The 23914-nt window shown below is 66.5% G+C and carries 22 protein-coding genes and 1 pseudogene; 3 read left to right on the forward strand and 20 right to left on the reverse strand.

Annotation, left to right across the window (positions count from 1 at the left end):
- The 11 genes from arsB to psrA form a co-directional block, all read right to left on the reverse strand.
- On the reverse strand, positions 1 to 1074 hold the full coding sequence (gene arsB, locus BLM15_RS05165; protein ID WP_126110992.1) for an ACR3 family arsenite efflux transporter: 1074 nt from the start codon (positions 1072 to 1074) through the stop codon (positions 1 to 3).
- Between the two features lie 7 nt (positions 1075 to 1081).
- Entirely contained in the window at positions 1082 to 1507 is a 426-nt protein-coding gene (arsC, locus tag BLM15_RS05170; RefSeq protein ID WP_126110994.1) for an arsenate reductase (glutaredoxin), read from the reverse strand.
- A complete protein-coding gene (locus tag BLM15_RS05175; protein ID WP_126110996.1) occupies positions 1507 to 2034 on the reverse strand; it encodes an arsenate reductase ArsC in 528 nt (175 codons plus the stop codon). Before BLM15_RS05175 ends, arsC begins: the two co-directional genes overlap by 1 nt.
- Positions 2027 to 2383 (reverse strand): ArsR/SmtB family transcription factor, encoded by a 357-nt coding sequence (locus tag BLM15_RS05180; RefSeq protein WP_126110998.1) that lies wholly within the window; start codon positions 2381 to 2383, stop codon positions 2027 to 2029. Before BLM15_RS05180 ends, BLM15_RS05175 begins: the two co-directional genes overlap by 8 nt.
- 42 nt (positions 2384 to 2425) lie before the next feature.
- Positions 2426 to 3166 (reverse strand): metallophosphoesterase family protein, encoded by a 741-nt coding sequence (locus BLM15_RS05185; protein ID WP_126111000.1) that lies wholly within the window; start codon positions 3164 to 3166, stop codon positions 2426 to 2428.
- A 124-nt stretch (positions 3167 to 3290) separates the two neighbouring features.
- The gene (gene phnY, locus BLM15_RS05190) at positions 3291 to 4742 is read right to left on the reverse strand and encodes a phosphonoacetaldehyde dehydrogenase (RefSeq protein WP_126111002.1); all 1452 of its coding nucleotides are present in this window, start codon (positions 4740 to 4742) and stop codon (positions 3291 to 3293) included.
- A 2-nt stretch (positions 4743 to 4744) separates the two neighbouring features.
- Complete coding sequence (gene phnA, locus BLM15_RS05195) at positions 4745 to 5998, reverse strand: phosphonoacetate hydrolase (protein WP_126111004.1); 1254 nt, start codon at positions 5996 to 5998, stop codon at positions 4745 to 4747.
- Between the two features lie 25 nt (positions 5999 to 6023).
- Positions 6024 to 6827, reverse strand: a complete 804-nt coding sequence (gene phnE / locus BLM15_RS05200) for a phosphonate ABC transporter, permease protein PhnE (RefSeq protein ID WP_126111006.1) — start codon at positions 6825 to 6827, stop codon at positions 6024 to 6026.
- Between the two features lie 14 nt (positions 6828 to 6841).
- On the reverse strand, positions 6842 to 7651 hold the full coding sequence (gene phnC / locus BLM15_RS05205; RefSeq protein WP_126111008.1) for a phosphonate ABC transporter ATP-binding protein: 810 nt from the start codon (positions 7649 to 7651) through the stop codon (positions 6842 to 6844).
- 30 nt (positions 7652 to 7681) lie between these two features.
- Complete coding sequence (gene phnD / locus BLM15_RS05210) at positions 7682 to 8557, reverse strand: phosphonate ABC transporter substrate-binding protein (RefSeq protein ID WP_126111010.1); 876 nt, start codon at positions 8555 to 8557, stop codon at positions 7682 to 7684.
- A gap of 78 nt (positions 8558 to 8635) precedes the next feature.
- Positions 8636 to 9724 carry an iron-containing alcohol dehydrogenase PsrA gene (gene psrA, locus BLM15_RS05215; protein WP_126111012.1) on the reverse strand — a complete coding sequence of 363 codons (1089 nt, stop codon included), beginning with the start codon at positions 9722 to 9724 and terminating at the stop codon, positions 8636 to 8638.
- 109 nt (positions 9725 to 9833) lie between these two features.
- Between psrA and BLM15_RS05220 the strand changes: the two genes are divergently transcribed.
- Positions 9834 to 10727 (forward strand): LysR substrate-binding domain-containing protein, encoded by an 894-nt coding sequence (locus BLM15_RS05220; RefSeq protein WP_126111014.1) that lies wholly within the window; start codon positions 9834 to 9836, stop codon positions 10725 to 10727.
- Positions 10728 to 10834: 107 nt separating this feature from the next.
- Here the strand turns inward: BLM15_RS05220 and BLM15_RS05225 are convergent, their stop codons facing one another.
- Positions 10835 to 12277 carry a short-chain fatty acid transporter gene (locus BLM15_RS05225; protein ID WP_126111016.1) on the reverse strand — a complete coding sequence of 481 codons (1443 nt, stop codon included), beginning with the start codon at positions 12275 to 12277 and terminating at the stop codon, positions 10835 to 10837.
- Between the two features lie 39 nt (positions 12278 to 12316).
- Positions 12317 to 15730: a molybdopterin-dependent oxidoreductase gene (locus BLM15_RS05230; protein WP_126111018.1), complete on the reverse strand. Its 3414-nt coding sequence runs from the start codon at positions 15728 to 15730 to the stop codon at positions 12317 to 12319.
- 186 nt (positions 15731 to 15916) lie between these two features.
- Here BLM15_RS05230 and BLM15_RS31790 point away from each other — a divergent pair.
- Positions 15917 to 15994: pseudogene (locus tag BLM15_RS31790) on the forward strand (GntR family transcriptional regulator); the annotation flags it as partial.
- Complete coding sequence (locus BLM15_RS05235) at positions 15995 to 16507, forward strand: GntR family transcriptional regulator (protein WP_236846689.1); 513 nt, start codon at positions 15995 to 15997, stop codon at positions 16505 to 16507.
- Between the two features lie 142 nt (positions 16508 to 16649).
- Here BLM15_RS05235 and BLM15_RS05240 read toward each other — a convergent pair whose 3' ends face one another.
- From BLM15_RS05240 to doeB, 7 genes are all read right to left on the reverse strand, one after another.
- Positions 16650 to 18041, reverse strand: coding sequence for an aspartate aminotransferase family protein (locus BLM15_RS05240; protein WP_126111020.1), 1392 nt, complete (start codon positions 18039 to 18041; stop codon positions 16650 to 16652).
- Positions 18042 to 18076: 35 nt separating this feature from the next.
- A complete protein-coding gene (locus BLM15_RS05245; protein WP_126111022.1) occupies positions 18077 to 19594 on the reverse strand; it encodes an NAD-dependent succinate-semialdehyde dehydrogenase in 1518 nt (505 codons plus the stop codon).
- A 126-nt stretch (positions 19595 to 19720) separates the two neighbouring features.
- Complete coding sequence (ehuA, locus tag BLM15_RS05250; RefSeq protein ID WP_126111024.1) at positions 19721 to 20500, reverse strand: ectoine/hydroxyectoine ABC transporter ATP-binding protein EhuA; 780 nt, start codon at positions 20498 to 20500, stop codon at positions 19721 to 19723.
- The gene (gene ehuD, locus BLM15_RS05255) at positions 20497 to 21189 is read right to left on the reverse strand and encodes an ectoine/hydroxyectoine ABC transporter permease subunit EhuD (protein ID WP_126111026.1); all 693 of its coding nucleotides are present in this window, start codon (positions 21187 to 21189) and stop codon (positions 20497 to 20499) included. The genes ehuA and ehuD overlap by 4 nt, the downstream gene beginning before the upstream one ends.
- A gap of 10 nt (positions 21190 to 21199) precedes the next feature.
- Entirely contained in the window at positions 21200 to 21865 is a 666-nt protein-coding gene (ehuC, locus tag BLM15_RS05260; RefSeq protein WP_126111028.1) for an ectoine/hydroxyectoine ABC transporter permease subunit EhuC, read from the reverse strand.
- Positions 21866 to 21943: 78 nt separating this feature from the next.
- Positions 21944 to 22795 (reverse strand): ectoine/hydroxyectoine ABC transporter substrate-binding protein EhuB, encoded by an 852-nt coding sequence (ehuB, locus tag BLM15_RS05265; protein ID WP_126111030.1) that lies wholly within the window; start codon positions 22793 to 22795, stop codon positions 21944 to 21946.
- Between the two features lie 105 nt (positions 22796 to 22900).
- Positions 22901 to 23914, reverse strand: coding sequence for a N(2)-acetyl-L-2,4-diaminobutanoate deacetylase DoeB (gene doeB, locus BLM15_RS05270; protein WP_126111032.1), 1014 nt, complete (start codon positions 23912 to 23914; stop codon positions 22901 to 22903).

Below are 23914 nucleotides of genomic sequence, written 5' to 3' on the forward strand. Positions count from 1 at the left end.
TCAGCGCGACACCTCCCGTGCCTGGTCAGCTGGCCGCGCTTGCCGCGTGGTCATGGGGCGCTCGTACCAGCCCTTCGACCCGTTCACGATCCAGACCACGGTGAGCATGACGGGAACTTCGATCAGCACGCCGACGACGGTGGCGAGCGCCGCGCCGGAGTTGAAGCCGAACAGGCTGATCGCAGCGGCTACAGCGAGCTCGAAGAAGTTGGAGGCACCGATCAGGGCCGATGGACCGGCCACGCAATGCTGCTCGCCGGCAATCCGGTTCAGCAGGTAGGCCAGGCCGGCATTGAAGTAGACCTGGATCAGGATCGGCACCGCCAGGAGCGCGATCACCATCGGCTGCGCCAGGATCTGTTCGCCCTGGAACCCGAAGAGCAGGACGAGCGTCGCAAGCAACGCCACGAGTGAGGCCGAGCCAAGTCGGCCGAGCAGGCCATCCAGCGCCGCCTGCCCACCGTTCGCGAGAACACGATTGCGGATGAGCTGCGCGACGATCACCGGGAGGACGATGTAGAGGACGACCGAGAGGACAAGCGTCCCCCACGGCACCGTGATCGCCGACAGGCCGAGCAGCAGGCCGACGATCGGCGCGAAGGCGACGACCATGATCACATCGTTCAGGGCGACCTGGCTCAGCGTGAAATGCGGCTCGCCCTTGGTCAGGTTCGACCAGACGAAGACCATGGCGGTGCAGGGTGCTGCAGCCAGGATGATGAGCCCGGCGATATAACTGTTGACCTGGTCGGCCGGCAGCCAGGGCCGGAACAGCCAGGCGATGAAGAACCAGCCCAGCGCCGCCATCGAGAACGGCTTGACCGCCCAGTTGATGAACAGCGTGACGCCGATGCCGCGCCAATGCCTGCCGACCTGGCCGAGCGCGGCAAAGTCGATCTTCAGCAGCATCGGAATGACCATCAGCCAGATCAGCACCGCCACCGGCAGGTTGACCCTGGCGATCTCGGCCGCGCCGATGGCTTGGAACACGCCGGGCATGACATGGCCGAGCGCGATGCCGACGACAATGCACAGTGCGACCCACACCGTAAGGTAGCGTTCGAAGGTGGACATGGGGACCTCAGGCGAGAGCGACGGGGCGGCCGGCGGCGTCGATGACAAGCTCGCCGTCTTCCTTGCGGAATTCGCCTCGTTGTGGCGGCAGCAGGGACAGGACCGCCTCGGACGGGCGACAGAGCCGCACACCCTTCGGCGACAGGACGAGCGGCCGGTTGATCAGGATCGGATTGGCCTCGATCGCGTCGAGCAAGGCATCGTCGGAGAGGTTCGAGTCACCGAGTCCGAGCTCGGCGAAGGGCGTATCCTTCTCCCGAAGAATCTCGCGCACCGTCAGCCCCGCGCGGACTAGGAGCTGCTGCAGCAACGCTCTGGTCGGGGGCGTCTTCAGATACTCGATCACATGCGGTTCGACACCGGCATTGCGGATCAGGCCCAGCGTGTTCCGCGACGTCCCGCAAGCGGGGTTGTGGTAGATGACGACGTCCATCACGCCACCTCCGGACGAAGACCGGTCGTTCCTTCGAGGCCACCGATCTGCCGGACGCGCTGCGCCAGTGCCATTTCGTCCAGGCTGGCGACAGGGAGCGAAAGCAGGACGTTGATGCGATTCTTGAGATAGCGGAGCGCCGTCACGAAGGCCCGCTCGCGCTCGATCTCGGTGCCCTCGACATGCGAGGGGTCTTCGATCCCCCAATGAGCCGTGATCGGTTGGCCGGGCCAGAATGGGCAGGTTTCGCCGGCCGCCTGATCGCAGACAGTGATGACCATATCCATGACGGGCGCGCCGGGTGCCGCGAACACGTCCCAGGTCTTTGACGACAATCCCACGGTTGGGATGCCTTCGGCTTCGAGCACCTTGAGTGCCATGGGCTTTGGACCGGGACCGCCTTCACTGCCCGCAGAGAAGGCACGAAAGCGGCCCTCGCCGAGATGATTGAGCAGTGCCTCGGCCATGATCGACCGCGCTGAGTTATGCGTGCAGAGGAACAGCACGTTGTGGATGCGATCAGGCATCGGTCGTGACCTTCGGAGGGCAGCAGGGGCTGAGTTCGGCCAGCAGCGGCGCGCAGATCTCCGCGCGTCCGCCGCAGCAATCCTTGAGCAGGAAAGCGATGACGGACCGCAGCGCTTCCAGATCGGCGCGATAGACGATCGAGCGGCTGAAGCGCTCCGACCGCACGAGGCCTGCTCGGCTCAGGATGCCGAGATGCGACGACATCGTATTGTGCGGGACTTCGAGATGCCGGGCGATCTCTCCGGCCGGCAAGCCCTCGGGTTCCGCCGCGACCAGCAAGCGGAAGACATCGAGCCGGGTGGTCTGCGCCATTGCGGCGAGGGAGAGGATGACTTGCTCGTTTTCCATATGTCGAGACTTATCGACATATTGGCGTTACCGCAAGGGGGGCTATCCTGATGTTAGGACCAACCCGCTGCGCAAGGCGTGAGCCCAGTCGGCCCGGCCATTGGCCTCGGCGCGGCGTGCTGCATGGTTCCAGTCATAGACGACGGCGTGATGCTCGATCTCGATCGCATCCGCCATGGTCACGACAGCGAAACGGGCATGCGGGGCGCCGCTTTCCGAGACATGAAGGCTTGGATGGGTGGCTTGATAGGCCGGGTTTCCGACACTGCCGGGATTGACGGCAACGGTTCCGTTGCCGAGCCGCAGCAGGCGCGGCTGATGGCTGTGCCCGCATAGGACCACGGCGTGACCGGTCGTGCCGATCAGCGCCTCGACCGCCCCGGGGCTGGCGGCGACCAGGCGCCCGCCTTCGATGGCGTCGAGCAGATAGGTCTCGTCGTCGGTCGGGCTGGCATGGAAGCAGCGCACCTTGCCGATCTCGATCTCGAATGGAAGAGCCGCCAGCCAGTTGCGCGCCCCTGCGTCTAGGTCTCGCCAGGCGAAGGCATCGGATGCGCCGAGCCCGTCGGGAGAGGCGGCGCCCAGCGCCCTGTCATGGTTGCCGCGGACATGGCTCATCTTGCTGGCACGCAGAAGTTGTAACGTCTCCGCCGGCCAGAGTGGGCCCGAGGCGCAGTCGCCGAGATTGACCACCGCGTCGACGGATAGTCCGGCGAGCTTGGAGAGCACGGCTTCGAGGGCCGGCAAATTGCCGTGCACGTCAGCGATGACGCCTAGCCGCATGTCGCAAACCTTAAATCCAGAGCCGGCTCAGTGCCGGCCGATCTTGTGATGGCGCGTCCCGGGGCTCGCGCCAAGCCCGGGGATACCGTTGTGTCGCAATCCGGGAGTGTGCTGGCCGTAGAGGTCATGCTGCCCAGGGCAGGGACCAGGTCTTGACGTTGGTGAAGGACTTCATCGCCTCGACGACGCCCTCCTTGTAGCCGAGGCCGGAGTCCTTGATGCCGCCGAAGGGGGACATCTCGATGCGGTATCCCGGGACCTCCCAGAGGTTGACGGTGCCGACCTCGAGCTCGGCGACAAAGCGCTGGATGTAGTCGAAGCGGTTGGTGCAGATGCCGGAGGAGAGGCCGTAGGCGGTCGAGTTCGAGATGCGGATCACCTCGGCGATGTCGTCGGGCACGCGGATGATCGGGATGACCGGGCCGAAGGTCTCCTCGTGCACGAGCTCGCAGGTATAGGGGATGTGGTCGACCACGGTCGGATGGAACAGCGCCCCTTCCGCCCGCCTGCCGTGGAGGACCTGCGCGCCCTTGGCTACGGCGTCGTCGAGGCGGGCCTGGAAGAGCGCGGCCGAGCGGGCGTTGATGACCGTGCCGACATCGGTCGCCGGGTCCATCGGATCGCCGCAGGTCAGCTTCTTCGCCTTCTCGACCACGAGCTTCGAAAAGGCGTCGGCGACGCTCTCGACCACCAGGATGCGCTTCACCGCCGTGCAGCGCTGGCCGGAGTTCTTGGTCGCGCCGGTGACCGCAAGCTCGGCCGCCTTGTCGAGATCGGCGTCCTCCATGACGATCAGCGGGTCGTTGCCGCCGAGCTCGAGCACGATGCGCTTGTAGCCGGCGGTCGCGGCGATGTGCTTGCCGACCCGGACCGAGCCGGTGAAGGTGACGAGATCCGCATCGGGATCGGTGATCATCGCATCGCCCATGGTCGACGGGTTGCCGGTGACGACCGAGAGCATCTCCGGCGGCAAACCGGCCTCGTAGAGCACGTCGGCGAGCGCCAGCGCGGTCAGCGGCGTGAGTTCCGTCGGCTTGAGCACCAGGCGGTTATTGGTCGCGATCGCCGGCGCCAGCTTGTGGCTGACCATGTTGAGCGGGTGGTTGAACGGCGTGATCGCCGAGATCACCCCGAGCAGCGGCTGGCGGGTGGTGAAGATCTTGCGGGCCTTGCCGTTCGGCGAGATGTCGCAGGAGAACATCTCGCCATCGTCCTTGATGGTGAGCTGGGCCGCGAACGACCAGACGTCATAGGCCCGGCTGGCCTCGTAGAGCGAATCCTTCCAGCACAGGCCCGCTTCCGCGGTGATCAGCCGGGCGAAGTCTTCTTTGCGTGCGAACAGAAGTTCGGCCGTCTTCTGCAGGATGCGCTGGCGCTCATAGCGGGAGAGTACTGGCTTGAACGCCTTCGCCTTGGCGAAGGCCTCGCGGACATGCTCGGGCCTTGCCGCGGGAACAAGCCCGACGACGCTGTCGTCATAGGGGTTCCTGACCTCGACCATGTCGTCGGTCGAGATCAGCTTGCCGGCGATGCGCATCGCCTCGCGCCGCACTGGCGGCTTCACGGTCGCGTTCATCGTCAGTGCACCAGGTTCAGGGCGACGTCGAAGACGTCGAAATTGCGCAAGGTGCGGCCTTCCGGGACTGATATCGGCCGGTTGGCGATCATCGGCACGCGCTGCTCGGTGATGCCGCCATGCGAGCGCAGGGGCTCGGTCAGGCCGGAGAGGTCGTGCCGGTCGGGCGAGGTGCCGATCACCTTCTGCCGGGTCGAGATCACGACGACGTCGCCGATCCGGTCAGCCGGCAGCTCAAAGCGCTCGCAGGCCTCGGCCGCCGTCACCGCCAGCGCGATGCCGTCGAGGCCGGAGATGCGGGCGGCGACCTCTTCCTGGCTGGCACCATCGGGCAGGTGGACCGTGGCGAAGGAGCCGAGCGCGCCATGGTGGACGACATAAGGGTCGGTGATCGGCAGGATCACCCGCATCACGCTCTTGCCGTACCAGTCGTCCATCAGGCTCTGCAGGTAGACGACATCGGGCTCGCCATTGGCCAAGTGCTTGTCGTTCATGCCGTGATCGGCGGTGATCACCAGGGTGCAGCCGAGCGCGTCGAGCTGGCCGACATACCCGTCGAACATGGCGTAGAACGAGTCCGCCATCTGCGACCCCGGCGCCGCCTTGTGCTGCACATAGTCGGTGGTCGAGAGGTACATCAGGTCGGGCTTGAAGCTCTCGAGCAGCTTGACGCCGGCGGCGAAGACGAACTCCGACAGGTCGGCCGAATAGACTGAAGGCACCGGCATGCCGACGAAGTCGAGGACGTCTTTAATGCCGTTCTCGGCCATGTTCGCCTTGTCGGCCTTCTCCGAGGAAAAGGCGATCGCGGTGCCTGTGCTAAAGTCGAGGCCCTTGCCGAGCAGGGTCCTGAGCTTGTCCTTGGCGGTGACCATCGCGACCTTGAGGCCGGCGTTCTGGAACTCGGCGAGGATGGTCGGGGCGCGCAGGAAGCGCGCGTCGTTCATCATCACCTCCTCCTTCGCCTCGCGGTCGTAGAAGAAGTTGCCGGCAATGCCATGCACCGCCGGCGGGCGGCCGGTGATGATCGAGAGGTTGTTCGGGTTGGTGAAGCTCGGGATCACCGAATAGGCGTGGGTGCTAGCGCCGGTTCGCACGATCCGGTCGAGGTTCGGCGTCAGCCCCTTGGCGCTCGCCGCCTCGATATAGGCCGGCTCAGAGCCGTCCATGCAGATCACAACCACCGGGCGCTGCGGGCGGGCATAGAGGCGGCCATTGGCGACGACGTCAGCGCCAAGCTTGGAATATGCGTTCATGACGAACTCCTTGGGTCGGCGCCGATCAGCGGATCAGTGCGCGGACGCGAGACGAGACCAGGTCGGCGATCAGGACCATGGCGAGGATCACGAGGATGCAGGTCGCGGTGTCCTGGTATTTGAAGAGCTTCATCGAGGAGACGAGCTCGAAGCCGATGCCGCCGGCGCCGACCATGCCGAGCACGGTCGACTGGCGGACATTGGTCTCGAGCCGATAGAAGATCGTCCCGAGCCAGGCCGGCAGCACCTGCGGCAGCACGCCGAAGAAGAAGGTCTTGAACGGGCCGACGCCAGCCGAGCGGAAGGCTTCGAGCGGACCCTCGTCGATATCCTCCATCGCCTCGGCGAAGAACTTGCCGAGCATGCCGGCGCCATGGATGGCGAGGGCGAGCACGCCGGCGAAGGGGCCGAGACCGATGGCGGCGACAAAGATCAACGCCAGGATGATCTCGTTGATGCCGCGCATGCAGTTGAGCAATTGCCGCGTCGCATGGAAGACGATCGGGCTCGGGCTTAAGTTTCGCGCCGCGAAGAAGCAGACCGGCAGGGCGATGACGACGCCGAGCAGGGTGCCCCAGACCGCGACCTGCAGGCTTTCCAGTGCCGGCCGCCACAGCCGCTCGATGAACTCGGGGTTCGGCGGCATCATCCGGACGAGGAAATCCACCATGTAGGGGATGCCGTTCCAGAGATTGCTGGCGTTGATCTGGGAGCCAAGTGCGGCCCACCACAGGAAGACCAGCGTTGCGAGCGCGATGAAGCCGACGCCCCACCAGCCGAAGCGGCCCTGCGGGGGGCGGAGGACGAGTTGCAGCGTTCCGAACGACATGACTTGTTTCCCCGTCAGGCGGTTGCGGTGGCGATCATCGGCGCCAGCGCGGGCTGGCTGGCCGGGCGGGGCTTCAACACGCGGCTGATGCCGGGATCCTCCAGCCCGGGATAGATCTGGTGGACGATCTCGGAGGTCAGCTGGTCCGGCGTATCGTCGAAGACGACGCGGCCGCTGCTCAGGCCGACGATGCGCTCGCCGAACTCGACGGCGTAGTCGACCTGGTGGAGGTTGCAGATCACCGCGATACCCTCCTCCTTGCAGATCGCCTTGAGGTAGCCGAGCACGATGCGCGAGGTCTTGGGATCGAGGCTCGCCACCGGCTCGTCGCAGAGGATCACCGCCGGCTGCTGCGCCAGTGCCCGGGCGATGCCGACGCGCTGCTGCTCGCCGCCGGAGAGCTGGTCGCCGCGCGAATTCGCCTTCTGGGCGAGCTCGACCCGGGCCAGGCACTCCATCGCGATCGCGACATCCTCTCTGGGGAAGAGCTGCAGCATGGAGAGGAAGGACGACAGGCCCGCCATCCGGCCGACGAGCACGTTCTTCAGCACCGACAGGCGTTTCACCAGGTTGTGGTGCTGGAAGATCATCGCCACCGGCCGCTTGCCGCGCGCCCCGCGCTTCAGATCGAGCACCTTGCCGTCGATGACGGTCCGCCCGGCATCGGGCTCAGCCAGCCCGTTGATGCAGCGCAGCAGCGTCGACTTGCCGGCGCCGCTGGGGCCGAGCACGACGAGGAACTCGCCGGCTTTGACGCTGAGGTCGATGCCCTGCAGGACAGGGCGTCCTGCATAGGACTTCTTCAGCCCTTCGATCTTGATCATGTCGCTTCCTCCGCCGGTCGCGTTCCGCGACTACTTCATCTTGGTGAGATCGAGCTTCAGCACCTTCGCGGTCTCGCGAATGATGTCGTAGGCTTGGTCATTGGTCTCGACGAAGCGGTTGAGCTTGCCCTGGTCGGCCCAGGTGATGTCGCGGATGTTGAGGAAGGCCGATTTGATGTTCGCCTTCAGCTCCGCGGGCAGGTTCTTGCGCCAGCAGGTCGGCGATTCCGGGATCGGGTCCGACTCCCAGACGACGTGGATGTCGGCGCGATCGACCAGCTTCTTCTGCACGGCGGCATCGAGGATGCGGTCGGCGATCGTCGCGGCATCGACGCGCTTATTGGCGACGGCGAGCGCATTGGCATCGTGCGAACCGGTGAAGAGGACGCGGCCGAAATCCTTCTCGGGATCGAAGCCGAGCTTCATCAACCCGGCCTTCGGGAAGAGGTGGCCTGAGGTCGAGGACGGATCGACGAAGGCGAAGGTGCGACCCTTCAGGTCCTTCCAATCGCCGATGCCGCTATCCTTCCGCGCGATGATCTGGCTGCGATAATAGCTGCGGCTCGACTTGGCCGTCTCGGCGGTCGCGAAGGCCTCGATCGCTGCGACCGTGGTGCCGAGCACATAGGAGAACGGGCCGAGATAGGCGACGTCGACATGGTTCGAGCGCATCGCCTCGATCACGCCGTTGTAGTCCGAGGCGACGAAGCCCTGGACCTTGATGCCGAGGTTCCGCTCAAGCGCGGCGAGGAGCTGCGCGCTCGATTCCAGCATCGCCCGCGAATCCTCGGACGGGATCAACCCGACGCGAATCAGCTTGGTCTGGGCCCGGACCAGGGCCGGCGCTGCAAGCATCGCTCCGGTGGCGAGTGAACTCTTCAGAATCGTCCGGCGTGAAATGGTCATGTCATCCTCCCAAGATGATCCGGCGATCTTTTCGAACTGCCGGTGAACCGTTGCGGGCGTCGAAGCCCGGTGTTGAGCTCAAGCCGCCATGGCCGCTTGCCGTCCGATGAAGTTGCGGCCGCGTTCGCCTTCGAGCGCCTTGCCGACGAGGCGGTTCCATTCGCCGGCCGAGACGCCATAGGCCCCCGGGTCGGTCGCGACGCCGAGATCCCTGAGGAAGGCGCCGAGACGTTCGGCGCCCGCTTCGAGATCGGGACCGAAGACCCGGCGCAACGCCGCGTCGCATTGCGGCTGCGCGCCCATCGCCCAGCGCATCACCATCGGCAGCGAGAACGAGCAGGCGATGCCGTGGATCGTGCCGCTCTTCAGGGTGATGTCGTAGGAGATGTTGTGGGCCAGCGCCGTCTTGGTGTTGGAGAAGGCGAGGCCCGCCAGCAGGCTGGCGCGCATCTGCCGGGCCCGGAGCTCGACATCGCCCGGCCGCTCCAGCAGACGCGGCAGCGTCTCGATGATCTCGCGGGCAGCCTCGACCGCATAGTTGGCCGAGACCGGATTGCCGTTGACGTTCCAGATGCTTTCGAGCGCATGGGAGAGGGCGTCGAGCCCGGTCGCCAAGGTGAGACCGCGCGGCGCGCCGACCGTCAAGGCAGGGTCGAGTACTGCCGTCTCCGGATAGAGCGTGGGATGGGCGAGCGAGTACTTGCTGCCATTGGCCGAGTCCCAGACCGTCGCCCAGGAGGTGACCTCGCTGCCGGTGCCGGCCGTGGTCGGCACGGCGATGATCGGGATGATCGCGGCCGCGTCGAGCGGTGTCTTCTCGACCAGATGCCGGCGCACGGTCTCGAAATCGCCGCCACTGGCCGCCAGCACCTTCGCGGCATCGATCATCGAACCGCCACCGAGCGCGACGATGACCTCGGCCGGCTCGGCCGCGCCGAACTGGCGGCAGGATTCGGCGAGATCGGCGCAATCCGGATTGGTCTCGATATTGGTGATCGACACGACCGGCGCGCCGGCCACCGCCGTCAGCCGGGCGGAGAACTCGCGGAAGAGCGGCTGGTCATAGGTGACGAGGGCCCAGCGGCGCCCGCCGATCAGCCCGGCGACCTCATCGAGCAGGCCGCTGCCAAAGCGGATCTTCACGGGGTTCCAGTACGCCCAGTTCATGCCGTCCATCCCTCGCAATGCGCCTTGCCGGCCTCGTTGCGAAGGATGCTCACAGAGCTCTGTTCTTATAACAAATTGATTTTTTAATCTGAATGGATAGCAATTACCTATGCGTTACACCCAGCTCAGATCCTTCCACAATGTCGCGAACGCGGGTGGCTTCAACGCTGCGGCCGAGGCGTTCAACATCAGCCAGCCGACATTGACGGCGCAGGTCGGCGCGCTCGAGGAGGAGTTCGGCGTCGAGCTCTTCGTCAAGCGCGGCCGGCGTCGCGAACTGAGTGATACCGGGCGCGAACTGCTCGCCATCACCACGCGCATGTTCGCCGAAGAGGCGGAGGCGCTCGCCTTCCTGACGGAGTCACGCGAGCTCAGGACGGGCCGGCTCTCGATCGGCGCCGTCGGGCCATTCCACGTCACGGAGATGCTCGCCGCCTTCAACCAGGCCTATCCGGGCATCGAATTGGCCGTGAAGATCGGCAACTCCACCGAGGTGCTCGACGATCTCGTCGCCTACCGATGCGACGTTGCCGTCCTCGCCTATATCGATGAAGACGACAGGCTCCTGACCATTCCCTATCGCCGCCATCCTGTGGCGATCTTCGTGCGACGCGACCATCGCTTTGCCGGACGCCGCAGCATCCGGCTCCCGGAGCTGGAAGGGGAGCCGATGATCGTGCGCGAACAGGGGTCGACGACGCGGCGCGCCCTGGAGGGAGCGCTGGCCCAGACGGGCACCAGGCCCAGGCTGGTCATGGAGATAGGCAGCCGCGAGGCCGTCCGCGAGGCGGTGATCCGCGGGCTCGGGATCAGTTATGTCTCAGAGGCCGAGTTCGTTCCGGACGATAACCTGAAGCTGATCCCGATCGACGGCGCCGAGGTCTACACCTACGCGCATGTCGTGGTGATGAAACAGCGCGAGAACGGCCGGATCATCAAGGCCTTTCTCGATGTGGTTCACCGCACGCGCGAGGCTTTTGATGCCGACATGCGCAGATCATGATGTGGGGGATCTCTGCGATTGAGGCATTTCAGGCAAGAACGCCCTCAACGAGGTTGCCCTGCCGCCGCGTGAGAGCGCCGGCAGGGCACTGACGGGTTCCTGGTTGCTCAGGGGATGACCGGAGCGCGGTAGGTGAAGGTGTGCATCAGCGCGACCGCCAGCAGCATCACCACGGGGAAGTGGATGAAGAACTGCATCGAGGTGTAGCCGATCAGGTCCTTCGACTTGAGCTTGAGCACGCCGAGCAGCGGCAGCATCCAGAACGGGTTGATGAAGTTCGGGAGGGTCTCGGCGATGTTGTAGACCATCACGGTCCAGCCGAGATGCGCGCCGATCTCGTTGGCGGCCTTCATGATGTAGGGCGCCTCGATGATCCATTTGCCGCCGGCTGAGGGAATGAAGAAGCCAAGCACCGCCGAATAGATTCCGACAATGAAGGAGAACACGCTGGTGTCGCTGGCGAGGCTGACGAACCAGTGCGCGATCGTGTCGGAGAGCGAGACGCCCGAAGCCTTCACCCGCGTCAGCATGTAGGCGATGCCGCCATAGAACGGGAACTGCAGCAGCACGCCGGCGACGCTCGGCATCGCCTGCGAGAAGCTGACCAGGAAGCTGCGTGGCCGCCAGTGTAGCAATGCGCCGACGAGCAGGAAGACGAAGTTGTAGGTGTTGAGGCCCGACATGGTGATGAGCGGGTTGCCGGACTTGAAGGTCTCGTAGAACCAGCCCGCCGCCAGGACGACGATCAGGATCGTCAGGATCGGGCTGAACTCGAGATAATCGCCCGGCCGGGTCGGCTTCTGTTCGACCTTGGCGTCGACGAGATCGACACCGAGATCGGCGGCGGTCTTGGCCGCAGCATCGGACGGGGTCGTGTAGTAGCAGATCGCGGCCGAAAGCAGCGTGCCGACCACGATCACCAAGAGGTTCTGCCAGGTCAGGATCGTCTCGTAGAAGCTGATAACGCCGGTGATCGGCATCAGCGAAGGCGGGATGCTCGCCGGGTTCGCCTGGAGCTGCGCTGCCGAGGAGCTGATGCCGAGGGTGAAGCCGAAGCCGAGCCCGAGATAGCCGGCCGCGCCCGCCGCACGATAGTCGAGGCGGATGTCCTTGCGCCGCGCGATCTCGCGCACGAGCAGGCCCGAGAAGATCAGGCTGACGCCCCAGTTCACCAGCGAGAGCAGGATGCTGACCACGCCGACGAAGACGACGGCACCGCGCCCGGTGGTCGGCACGGCAGCGGCGCGCCGCATCAGCGCCGCGACCGGCGGCGACAGCGCGACGATGTAGCCGCCGATGGCGACCAGCGCCATCTGCATGGTGAAGGGGATGATGCTCCAGAAGCCTTCACCGAAGGCGGCGCTGACCGCGACCGGGGAGCCGCCATGCACGATCGCGGCGAGCGCTACCGCAACCGTCGCCAGCAGGACGAAGATATAGGCGTCCGGGAACCAGCGCTCGGAAAAAGCCACCATGGTCTGCGACAGGCGCACGAGCACGCCTTCGCGCGACGACTCCGCCGCCCGGCCATTCAAGATCGTATCTGTCATTATCCCCTCACAGTGGCGGTTTTCCGCCGTTGGCTTGCATCAGGCATCGAGAACAAGGTCGCTGAGCGGCACCGCGCAGCAGGTCAGGCAGTCGTCGGGTGCGCCGTCATAGGGCGAAAGATGGCTGGCCGAGCCCGAGACGACGCGCAGGCAGCAGCTCTCGCATTGGCCGCTGCGGCAGCCGCTGGGCAGCGACAGCCCGGCCGCCTCCGCCGCATCGAGCAGGCTGCCCGCCTGCACCGACCAGTCGAAAGTCTTGCCGCTGCGCTGCAGCCGGATCTGGCGCGGTGCCAGATTGGACGGGATCTCGAGCTGCGAGACGAAGACCTCGCTGAAGACATCGAAGCCGGGCACGCCGGCGCCGACCAGGGCAGCCTTGGTCTCGGCGACGAAGCTGTCGGGGCCACAGAGATAGGCGAGGGGCCGGCGGGTGCCGGAGGCGAGGCTGAGGGCCGAGATGTCGGGCCGGCCGGCATGGTCGTAGTCGCGGCCCGGCCGATCTGCGGCCTGCGATCGGGTGAAGGCCCGAATGACCCTCAGCTCCGGAATCTTGCCGGCGATACTGCCCAGCCAGTCGCCGAAGGGCTGCTCGGCACCGTTGCGGCAGATGTAGACGAGATCGACCGAAGGCGGCCGTTGCTTGGGGGCGGTGCGCGCCAGTGCTGCGAGATAGCTGACGAACGGCGTGATGCCGATGCCAGCGGCGACCAGGATCACAGGACGGCTGCCGGTCAACGGCGGCGTGAACACGCCTGCCGGAGGCTGCAGGGTAACGATACTTCCTGGCGCGAGCTCATGCAGGCGGGTCGACATCCGGCCGGGTGGCGCGCCTTCGCCTCCCGGTCCGATGCGGCGCACGGCGATCTCGAACTCGGTCGGATTGTCGTTGGCGCCGGTCAGTGAATAACTGCGCGAGAGCTGCGCCTCCCGCTCCGTCACCTGGACGTGCTGGCCGGGCAGGAAGTCGGGCAGGGGGGCGCCATCCAGCGGAGCCAGGCTGAAGGCGAGGACATCATTCGCTTCGGGCCGGCTCGAGGTCACACGAAAGGCGCGCTCTCCGGTCCAGCAGCCGCGCGACGCGGCCTCGTCACGGACGATCTCGCAAGCGACCGCCCGCAGCGGCACCGAGCCACTGATCGGGTCGCGGTCACGATCCGACAGAACCGCGTTGATGTTGCGCGTCGCAGCTCCCGTCACCGGCGTGCCGGAACGCCCGAGCGGTGTGCAGGCCTGCCACCAGCCGAACTCGGCGATCACCGTCCCGGCTGGCAGCGTCGGCTCCAGCTTCGCCCGCAGCCTCGCCTCGCCATCGCGTGTGCGCACGATTACCCAGTCGCCGGCGACGATGCCGCGCGCCTGCGCGTCGCCCAGGCTGAGCTCGACGCCGGGGTCCAGTGCCTTGCGCCGCAGCGAGGCGACGTGCCGGTGCGAGCTATGGACGAACCAGCCGGATTTGGCGGTCGAGAGCAGGAGCGGCAGTTCCACCGGCCGGCCGGCCGCGCTCGCCGGCTCGACATGGCGGGGCAGGGCCGGGTGCCCGAGCGCGAGCAACTGCTCGGAATAGATCTCGACCCGGCGACTTGCTGTCGGGAAGCCGGCGACGCCTCCCTCCGCCCGGCGCAGGGCGAATTTCCGTTCCGGGTTCGGCTGTGGCAGGCGGATGCCGCCGGGCTCCGCCCGCAGCTGCGCGACCGTCAGCCCGAGCGGCTCGAGCTGATGGTTCCAGCCGGCCTCGATCGAGCCGCCGAAGAAGGCATCGGCATGGCCGAGGCGGCAGGCGAGCTCGAAAGCGATGTCGTAATCGGCCCGGACATCGCCACGCGGCGGCACCATGCGCTGGCGCAGTTGGACGAGCTCGACCGCTTCCTGCGTGATCTCGAAGCCGAGCCTCAGCGCCTCGCGCTCCCAGGGCATGCTGGCTGGCAGGACGATGTCGGCCTGCTCAGCCGTCGGGTTCATGAACATGTCGACATGGACATGGAATTCGAGCGCCTGCAGCGCCGCCTGGTTGCGACCGGAATCGCCCTGCGACACCACGAAATTGGTGCCGAAACTCATCAGTGCCCGGACCCGGTAAGGCTCTCCGTCGAGTACGGAGCGGCAGAAGTCGCGGGCGGTGATCCAGCCCTTGGCGGGTGGCCCGAGCGGCAACTCAGTGAGACCGAGCGCCTTGCGGCGCTGCTCCTCCGGCAGCAGGGCAAAGTAATCGTTCACGGCGCGGAAGGGCGGCGCGCTCGTCCAGACATTGCCGCCAACGCGGTCGCTTGCGCCGGTCAGCGCATAGAGCGTGCCGATGGCGCGCTCGATCATCGTGGCATTGGAATGCTGACCGACCCCGGTCCAGGAATGATAGGCGAGCCGAGGCGAACCCTCGAACAGGGCGTAGAAGTGGGCGAGGTCGACGGGAGCGAGCCCGGTGATCCCAGCGACATGCTCCGGGGTGAAAGCGGCTGCCTCGCGCGCCAGCAGCCGCATCACGGTGGCGCAGGCGATCGTCCTTCCGTCCGCACCTTTCAGCTCCACCTCGCCATCGAGGACGACATCCTGCGGCCGCTCCAGCGCCTCGCGCGTGTCATAGGCCTGCGCCGAACCATCCGGCCGCAGCAGCAGGAAGGCGTCAGCTGCGCCGTCCGGCCAGAGATCTCGCGCGCGCAACAGGCGCCCGGTCGCTAGATCGACCAGCATCGGCGCATTGGTCCATTGCCGGACGAAGGCATCGTCATAGCTGCGGTTCGTTAGGAGATGGCGGATGGCGCCCATCGCCAGCGCCCCGTCGGCGCCCGGACGGATGCCGAGCCAGAGATCGGCGCTCTCGCCGGCGCCGCCGCGCTTGGGATCGACCACCGCGACGGTCGCGCCACGCTTACGGGCTTCGGCGATACGTGTCGCCTGCGCCAGCCAGGTCCGAGTCGGATTATGCCCCCACAGCACGATGGTGTCGGCATTGTCGTAATCGGCGGCGCCGATGCCGCGGCCATAGGTCAGGGCCTGGGCATAGTCCTTGTGCCAGCCGCAGATTTCGACCGCGTAGATCAGGTTCGGGCTGCCGAAGCAGCGGATGAAGCGTTCGACCCATTCGAAGCTGTCGACCATCGGCGTGCCGCTTGGTGTCGTTACAGCGAAGGCGACCGTCTCCGCCCCGGTTTCGCGCCGGATCGTGCCAAGCCGTTCAGCGATCGTGTCGAGCGCCTCCGGCCATTCGATCTCGATCCATTCAGGCGAATCGGCGCCGCGCGGCGTGGTGCGCTTCAGCGGCCTGGTAAGCCGCAATGGGCTTTCGACCAGCTCTGGCGCCGCTCGCCCCTTGGCGCAGAGCGCCGCGCCCGTCGGATGGGCCGGATTGGGCGAAACCGCCACCAGACGCCCGTCCAGTACGTGATTCAGCGAGCCGCAGCGGGAGCGGCACAGGGTGCAATACCCCTCCTTGATCTCGACTGAATGCGTCTTGGACATGCAGTAGCGTATAACGCGTGACGCGCTACTTCAAGCCTGAGATGCGAGTCGCTATATCCGGGGGAATGTCGGAGAAGGCGGGATATGCAGACGCAGGGTGGGGAACGGATGCAGCTGGTCTCGGCAGACGCCAATCTCCGCGAAAAGGTCGTCCATCAGCTGCGGATCGAGATCGTCTCGGGCGAAATGCCACCGGGTACGGTCTGCTCGGTTCCATCGCTGGCGCGGACTCTCGGCATCTCGACGACACCGATTCGCGAGGCTTTGCTGCAGCTCACCTCGGACGGGCTGCTCCAGCCGATGCGCAATCGCGGCTTCCGGGTCGTCGATCCCTCGCTCGACGAGCTTCGCGGTATCTTCGAGGTGCGCACCCAGCTCGAGGCCTCGGCCTTCCGCAAGCTGGTCAGAATGGGAGCAGAAAACCTCTCTGAACTCCAGGCGCTGGCCGATGCCATCGCTCAATCAGTCGAAACGGGCGACGTGCCGCGTTATCTTGCCGCCGACCGGGCGTTTCACGCAGAATTATTGGCGCTCGCGGGCAACGAGGTGTTGACTGACATCGTCTTGCGCCTGCGCGACAGGATGCGCCTCTACGGGATCCGCTCGCCGCACGGCCTCGCACGGCAGAAGTCGTCAGTGCCGGAGCACTACCGCATCATCGACGTCATCAAACAGGGCCTGGAAGACGAGGCTGAAGCGCTGATGACCGGCCATATCATGGCCTGGGAGCCGATCTTCACGGAAGCCGTTGCTCTGAGAAGTGCTCGACCCGCCTAGCGGAGGCCAATCCCCCGGCCGCTCAAGGCCACGTCTTCGACGAAAACCGGGCAGGGTGCAGGCAAACGGGCTCGTCACCACCGCCAGGTTGCAGGTCTGGCGCTCGGACGTCACGCGTCGAGCGCCGGCATCCGGATTGGCGCTAGAACGTCGCAGCCACCGCTTCGATTGCGCGTCGCGTTGCGCCGACAACCTCGTCGGCCTCCTCCCTCGTCAGGCATAGCGGGGGCGCAAAGCCGAGGATGTCGCCCTGCGGCATGGCGCGGGCGATGACGCCTTGCTCCAGCAGGGCGGCGGCGATGCGTGGGCCGACTTTTTCGGAAGGATCGAAGAAAACGCGGTCGTCCCTGTCGCGGACGAATTCGACCGCCGCCAGCAAGCCCTCGCCGCGGACCTCGCCGACATGGCGGTGGCTGCCGACGGCATCCTTGAGTGCCGCATTGAAATAGGCGCCGACCTCGCCGGCATTGCGGACGAGATCGAGCTCGTCGACGAGTTCGAGATTGGCGACGCCGGCCGCCGCGCAGAGCGGATGCGAGGAATAGGTCCAGCCATGGCCGATCGGGCCGTATTCGTCCGAGCCCTGCTCCAGCACCCGCCAGAATTTCTCGGCGACGATGACACCTGAGAGTGGCGCATAGGCCGAGGTCAGGCCCTTGGCGATGGTGATGAGGTCGGGCTCGATGCCGTAATGGTCGGAGCCGAACATGCTGCCGAGACGACCGAAACCGGTGACGACCTCGTCCGCGATCAGCAGGATGTCGTACTTCCTGAGCACCGCCTGGATCTTCGCCCAGTAGCCGGCGGGCGGGGGCACGATGCCGCCCGTACCCAGCACTGGCTCGCCGATGAAGGCGGCGATCGTTTCCGGCCCCTCGGCCTGGATCAGCTCCTCGAGCTTGTCGGCGCAATGCTGCGAGAACTGCTCCTCGCTCTGGGTGCGATCCTCGCGACGATAGTAGTAGGGCGCCTCGGTGTGAATGACCGGCGCCTTCGGCAGGTCGAACAGGTTGTGGAAGGCGGCAAGGCCGGTGAGGCTGCCGGTCATCACACCCGAGCCGTGATAGCCGCGCCAGCGCGAGATGATCTTCTTCTTCTCCGGCCGCTTCAGGACATTGTTGTAGTACCAGACCAGCTTGAGATTGGTCTCGTTGGCGTCCGAGCCGGAGAGCCCGAAGAAGACCCGGCTCATGCCCTTGGGCGCGCGCTCCACCACCATCTTGGCGAGCCTGATCGAGGGCTCCGAGCCATGGCCGACATAGGCGTGGTAATAGGGAAGCCTGGCCGCCTGCTCGGCGATCGCGTCGGTGATCGATTTGCGGCCATAGCCGACATTGACGCAATAGAGCCCGGCGAAGGCATCGAGGCTCCGCTTGCCGTCGCGGTCGACGATGTAGACGCCCTCGCCGCCGGTGATGATGCGGTTCGGCGTCTCGCCGCGGGCATGCTGGCCCATATGCGTCGAAGGATGGAAGAAGTGGTCGCGGTCCCAGGCATCCAGCTCGTTGTCGGTGCGGGCGGGTTGGTCGAGCATGATGATGATCCTTCGCGAAAGCGGGGGATGGCGCCTCAGTTCAGGTCGAGGCAGACATATTTGAGGTCGGTGAAGGCCTCGAGGCCGTGGCGCGAGCCCTCGCGGCCGAGGCCGGACTGCTTCATGCCGCCGAACGGGATCGGCGCGCCGGTGATCTTGACGCGGTTGACCGCGACCATGCCGTAGTCGAGCGCTTTGGCGAGGCGTGCGGCGCGGGCGCCGTCGCGGGTCACGACATAGGCGACGAGACCGTATTCGGTGTCGTTGGCGCGGGCGATGACCTCGTCTTCGCTGCCGAAGGGCGCGATGGCAGCGACCGGGGCGAAGGTCTCCTCGCGCATGATCAGCGCCTCGTCGGGCACATCGGCGAGCACGGTCGGCGCCAGGAAGAGCGGGCCGGGCATGGCGCGCTCCGGCGTCAGCCGCCTCGCGCCGCGCGCCAGCGCATCGACGATCTGCGCCTCGGCCTTGCGCCTGGCAGCGGCATGCATCAGCGGGCCGATCTCGACGCCGTCCTCCAGCCCGGCGCCGACCCTCAGCGCCGCAATCTTCTCGGTGAAGGCGGTGCAGAAGCGCTCGTAGAGGCCGCGCTGGACATAGATGCGGTTGGCGGCGAGGCAGTCCTGGCCGGAAGTCGCGAACTTGGCGTCGATCGCGATCGCGACGGCGCGGTCGAGATCGGCATCGTCGAAGACGATCAGCGGGGCATGGCCGCCGAGCTCCATCACCACGCGCTTGACCGTCGCGGCCGCGTTGCGGGCGACGATCCGGCCGATCTCGGTCGAGCCGGTGAAGCTGACGGCGCGTACGCGGGTATCGGCACAATAGGTCTCGGCGATCGGCGCGGCGTCGCCAGTGACGATGTTGAAGACGCCTGCCGGCAGCCCGGCGCGGTCGGCGAGCTCGGCCAGCGCCAGCGCCGAAAGCGGGGTATGCGAGGAGGGGTGAGCGACGATGGTGCAGCCGGCTGCGAGCGCGGCCGCGGCCTTGCGCGTCAGCATGGCGGAGGGGAAGTTCCAGGGCGTCAGCAGGGCGGCGACGCCGACAGGCTCGCGCGACAGCGACATCTGCGCACCCGGCAGATGGCTGGTCACGCCCTCGGCGTTCACCCGCAACGCATCCTCGGCGTAATAGGCGATGAAGTCGGCGGCATAGGCGATCTCGCCGCGCGCTTCCGCGAGCGGCTTGCCCTGCTCCAGCGTCATCAGCAGCGCAAGATCCTCGGCCGCGGCCAGCATTTCGGTGTGCCAGCGCCGCAGCAGCACGGCGCGCTCCTGCGGCAGCAACGCTTTCCATTTCGGGAAGGCGGCATGTGCCACGTCGATCGCCTGCGTCGCCTCGGTGGCGCCGAGCGCTGCGACCTGCGCGACGAGCGCGCCGGTCGCAGGATCGGTCACCGGGAAAGTCTCGCCGTCAGACGCGGCGGTCCAGCGCCCACCGATATAGGACAGCTGCCGGAGCAGGCGACGATCAGTCAGGCGCGGCAGGCCGGGATGCTCGACCGGCTTCGCGATCGCGGTTTCGCGCCTTGCCGTGCTCGTCATTGCGCTCATGACCATCCTCCCTCGGTTGACGATGAGGCTAGGCGGAAGGCTGGCGAGACAGTTTTCGAAGTGCCGGCTGCTCACCGAGACAATCTCGGAAGTTCGGGGCGGCGCCGATAGAATCTCGGCGCGACTTCAGCCCAGCACCGAGGCCAGGAATTCGCGGGTGCGCGGCTGCTCCGGCGCGCTGAAGATGCGCTCCGGCTCACCCTGCTCGCAGATGCGGCCCTTGTCGAAGAAGCAGACCCGGTCGGAGACTTCGCGGGCGAAGCGCATCTCGTGGGTGACGAGCAGCATGGTGAGGTCATGCTCGCTGGCGAGGCCGCGGATGACCGAAAGCACCTCGCCGACGAGCTGCGGGTCGAGCGCCGAAGTCGGCTCGTCGAAGAGCAGCACGCGCGGGCGCATGGCGAGCGCCCGGGCGATCGCGACGCGCTGCTGCTGGCCACCAGAGAGCTGGGCCGGATAGTGATCCTTCTTGTCGGCGAGCCCGACCATGGCGAGCAGGTCGACCGCCCGGCATTCGGCCTCGCCGCGCGGCAGGCCGAGCACGCGCAGCGGCGCCTCGACGACATTGCGCAGCACGGTCATGTGCGGGAACAGGTTGAAGCTCTGGAAGACCATGCCGACATGGCTGCGGATCTGGCGCAGGTGGCTATCCGAGGCCTTGAACGGCCCGCCGGCATTCGGCTCGTGATAGGGCATGCCGGCGAGCGTCAGCCGCCCCTCCTGGAAGGGCTCCAGCGTCATCAGGATGCGGAGCACCGTCGACTTGCCGGAGCCGGACGGGCCGATCAACGTGACCTTCTCGCCGCGGGCGACGCTGAAGTTGAAGTCGTCGAGCACGGTCAGTGCGCCGAAGCGCTTGGTCACGCCGGCGAACTCGATGATGGGGGCCTGGGAGGTCTCGGTCATCGCAGCGGGATCCCTGCTTTCGGCAGCGCCTTCTGCAGCCGATGCAGGCCGGCCGAGCAGATCAGCGTGAGGAGGAGGAAGATCAGGCCGACCAAGGTCAGCGGCACGAGATACTCGAAGGTGCGCTCGCCAATCATGTTGGCGAGCCCCATCATCTCGAGCACGGTGACGACGGAGAGCACCGGCGTCTCCTTGATCATGGCTACGAGATAATTGCCCATCGCCGGCAGGATGCGCGGCACGATCTGCGGCACGACGATGTCGCGATAGGTCTGCAACCGGGAGAGATTCAGCGCGGTCGCCGCCTCCCATTGCCCGCGCGGCAGGGCCTCGATGCCGCCGCGGTAGACCTCCGAGGTGTAGGCCGAATATTGCAGCCCGAGCGCGAGCGCCCCGGTCAGGAAGGCCGGCAGCGTGATGCCGTACTCCGGCAGCACATAATAGAGGAAGAAGAGCTGCACCAGCAGCGGGGTATCGCGGAGGAACTCGACGACGATCGCCGTCGTCCAGGACACGGTCGTGTACCGGCTGCGGCGCAGTAGCGCGAAGACGAGGCCGAGCACCAGCGCGATCGCAAAGCCGGCCGCGGCTGCCTGCAGTGTCACGGTGAGGCCGATCAGGATGATCGGCAGGATCGAGGACGCGTAGGTGAGCGGCGTCGTCGTGTCCCATTCGAAGCCGTACATCATGGCCGGCCCCTCACGAATGCGCTGCGCGCGGGAAGGCGGCGCCGCGCCGGACCCAGCGCTCGATCAGCCGCATGATCAGCATCAGCACCAGCGACATCGCGAAGTAGCCGACCAGCGTCAGGCTGTAGACGCCGGCGCTGTCGAGGGTGAGGTTGCGGATCGACTGCGCCCGGAAGGTCAGGTCGGCGATCGAGATCAGCGAGACCAGCGAGGACAGCTTCAGGGTCTCGATGGCGAGATTGCCGAAGGCCGGCATCATCTCGACCAGGGCCTGCGGCAGGGTGATATGGAGAAGCGTCTGGGCGCGGCCGAAATTCAGCGCCCGCGCCGCCTCGTGCTGCTGGACGGAGACCGATTGCAGCGCGCCGCGGACGATCTCGGAGCCATAGGCGCCGACATGCAGCGAGAGCACCAGGATGCCGGTGGCGACCGGCTCGAAGCTGATCCCGACGAGCGGCAGGGCGTAGTAGAACCAGAACAGCTGGACGAGCAGCGACGTCCCGCGGAAGAGCTCGGTGTAACAGAGCGCGACCAGCGAGAGCACGCGCCCGCCCTCGACGCGGGCAATGCCGGCCGCGAAGGCGGCGACGGCGCCGATCGCGATCGCCGACAAAGTGATCCCGGCGGTGATCAGCGCGCCGCGCGACAAGGCGGGCAGATAGGACAGCCACTCCATCCGGCAGGCTCCGCGACGAGGTTGAACAGGCGTGGAACTCTGCCCGCTGGGGCGGGCAGAGCGATGTCTGTCAGGAACTTATTTGCCGGCGCAGAGATCCTCGACCTTGCGATCCGCCGCCGCCTTGATGCTGGCGTCCGAGAGGCCGTAGGTGCCGAGGATCTTCTTGTAATCGTCGCTCTTGCGGAACTCGACGAGCGCGGCGTTGAAGGCGTCGCGCAGTTCCTTGTCCTCCGGCCGGAAGGCGAAGCCGCCGAAATTGCGGACCGGTTTGCCATTGACGACCGGGTCGGTGAAGGGCGCGACCTGCTCGACATTGGCCTGGCCCTTGGCGAGCGAGGCGACGGTGAGCTCGGTCGCGGCATAGGCGTCAGCGCGGCTCTGGACGGTGGCGAGCGCGTCGGCATTGGCGGTGATGAAGATCACCTGGCTGTCCTTGACGCCGACGGCGCGCAGGAAGTCGATATTGTTCGCGCCGGAGACGACCGCGACCTTGAGCGACGGGTCCTTGGCGATGTCGGCATAGGTCGTCAGCTTCTTCGGGTTGCCCTTCTTCACCAGAAGGCCCTCGCCATAGGAGGAGTTCGGCTCGCTGAAGGAGACCTGCTTGCAGCGCTCGGGCGAGATGTTCTGCTCGGCCGCGACGAAGTCGAAGCGCTTGGCCTTGAGGCCGGGGATCAGCGTGCCGAACGGCGTCACCGACCAGTTGGCCTCGGCGACGCCGAGCTTCTTCAGCACGGCATTGGCGACGTCCGGGCCGATGCCGGCCGAGGTGCCGTCATCCTTCATGTAGGAATAGGGCACCTCATTGGCGGTCGCGACGCGGATATAACCTTGATCCTTGACGTCCTTGAGTGTGGTCGCGCCGGCGGCGGCAAGGCCGGTGGCGAGAGCTACGGCGGAGATTCCCGAAATCTTTAGAAACGGCATCTGCATTCTCCTCTGGTTGATGTTTCTCCGCATGCCGATTGCTTCGGCTTCTCTGGCGTCTTCGCGCTGGCGGTTTGGCTTGGGCCGGTCGCCCGGCCGAACGGGTCAGGGTGCCTCCGTCAGCACGGCGAGCACCGAGAGGCAGTCGCCTGCCTTGATCAGCCCGGGGACGTGGCGAGCGGCGAGGAGGCCGTCCATGGCGGCCTGGTACTCGGCCGGGGCGAGCCCGGTCTTTCCGACGGGATAGACCCGGGCGATGACTTCGCCGGCACGCACGGGCTCGCCGAGGTCGCGCTCGAAGACGATCAGCCCGTCGTCCTGGGCGAAGGTGAAGCAGTCGCCTGAGGGCATGTCGAGCCAGCGGGTCGGTGTCGTCTCGGGCGTTCCCGCGAGGATGCCGGCATGCCTGAGCAGGTTGCCGGCGCCGCGCCTGGCGATGCCGATGCTGCGCGCGCTTGCCGTGCCGGCGCCACCGAGCTCGGTCGTGACGAAGACCTTGCCCATCTCCTCGACGGTGGTGTCGAGCATGCCGACGGCGTCGATCTCCAGCATCTTCATCGCGTAGGGCGCGGAGAAGGCGGCGACCGCTGCAAAGCAGCGCGCCTCCTGCGCCTTGTCCGGCAGCTCGTGCGCGGCGGCATAAGGCAGGAAGTCGAGCGTCTTTCCGCCGGAATGGAAGTCGAGCACGATATCGGCGAGCGGCACGAGATGGCGCGTGACGTAGTCGGCGATCTTCTCGGTGACGCTGCCATCCGGCCGGCCGGGAAAGCTGCGGTTGAGATTGCCCTTGTCTATCGGCGAAGTCCGCGTCCCGGCCCGGAAGGCGGGATAGTTCAGCGCCGGCACGATGATCACCCGGCCCGAAACCTCAGCCGGATCGAGCGTGCGCGCCAGTTCGAACAGCGCTGCCGGCCCTTCGTATTCGTCGCCATGGTTGGCGCCGGTCAGAAGCGCGGTCGGGCCGTCCCCGTTCGCGACGACGCAGATCGGGATCATCACCGAGCCCCAGGCGCTGTCGTCGCGGCTATAGGGCAGGCGTAAGTGGCCATGCTGGACGCCCTGCGCCGACAGGTCGATCGTTGGCGTCACCGGCGAGGGATGGGGCGAGGCGGTCAGCAT

Origin of the sequence: Bosea sp. Tri-49, from assembly GCF_003952665.1 — a bacterium.
Classification (GTDB): domain Bacteria; phylum Pseudomonadota; class Alphaproteobacteria; order Rhizobiales; family Beijerinckiaceae; genus Allobosea.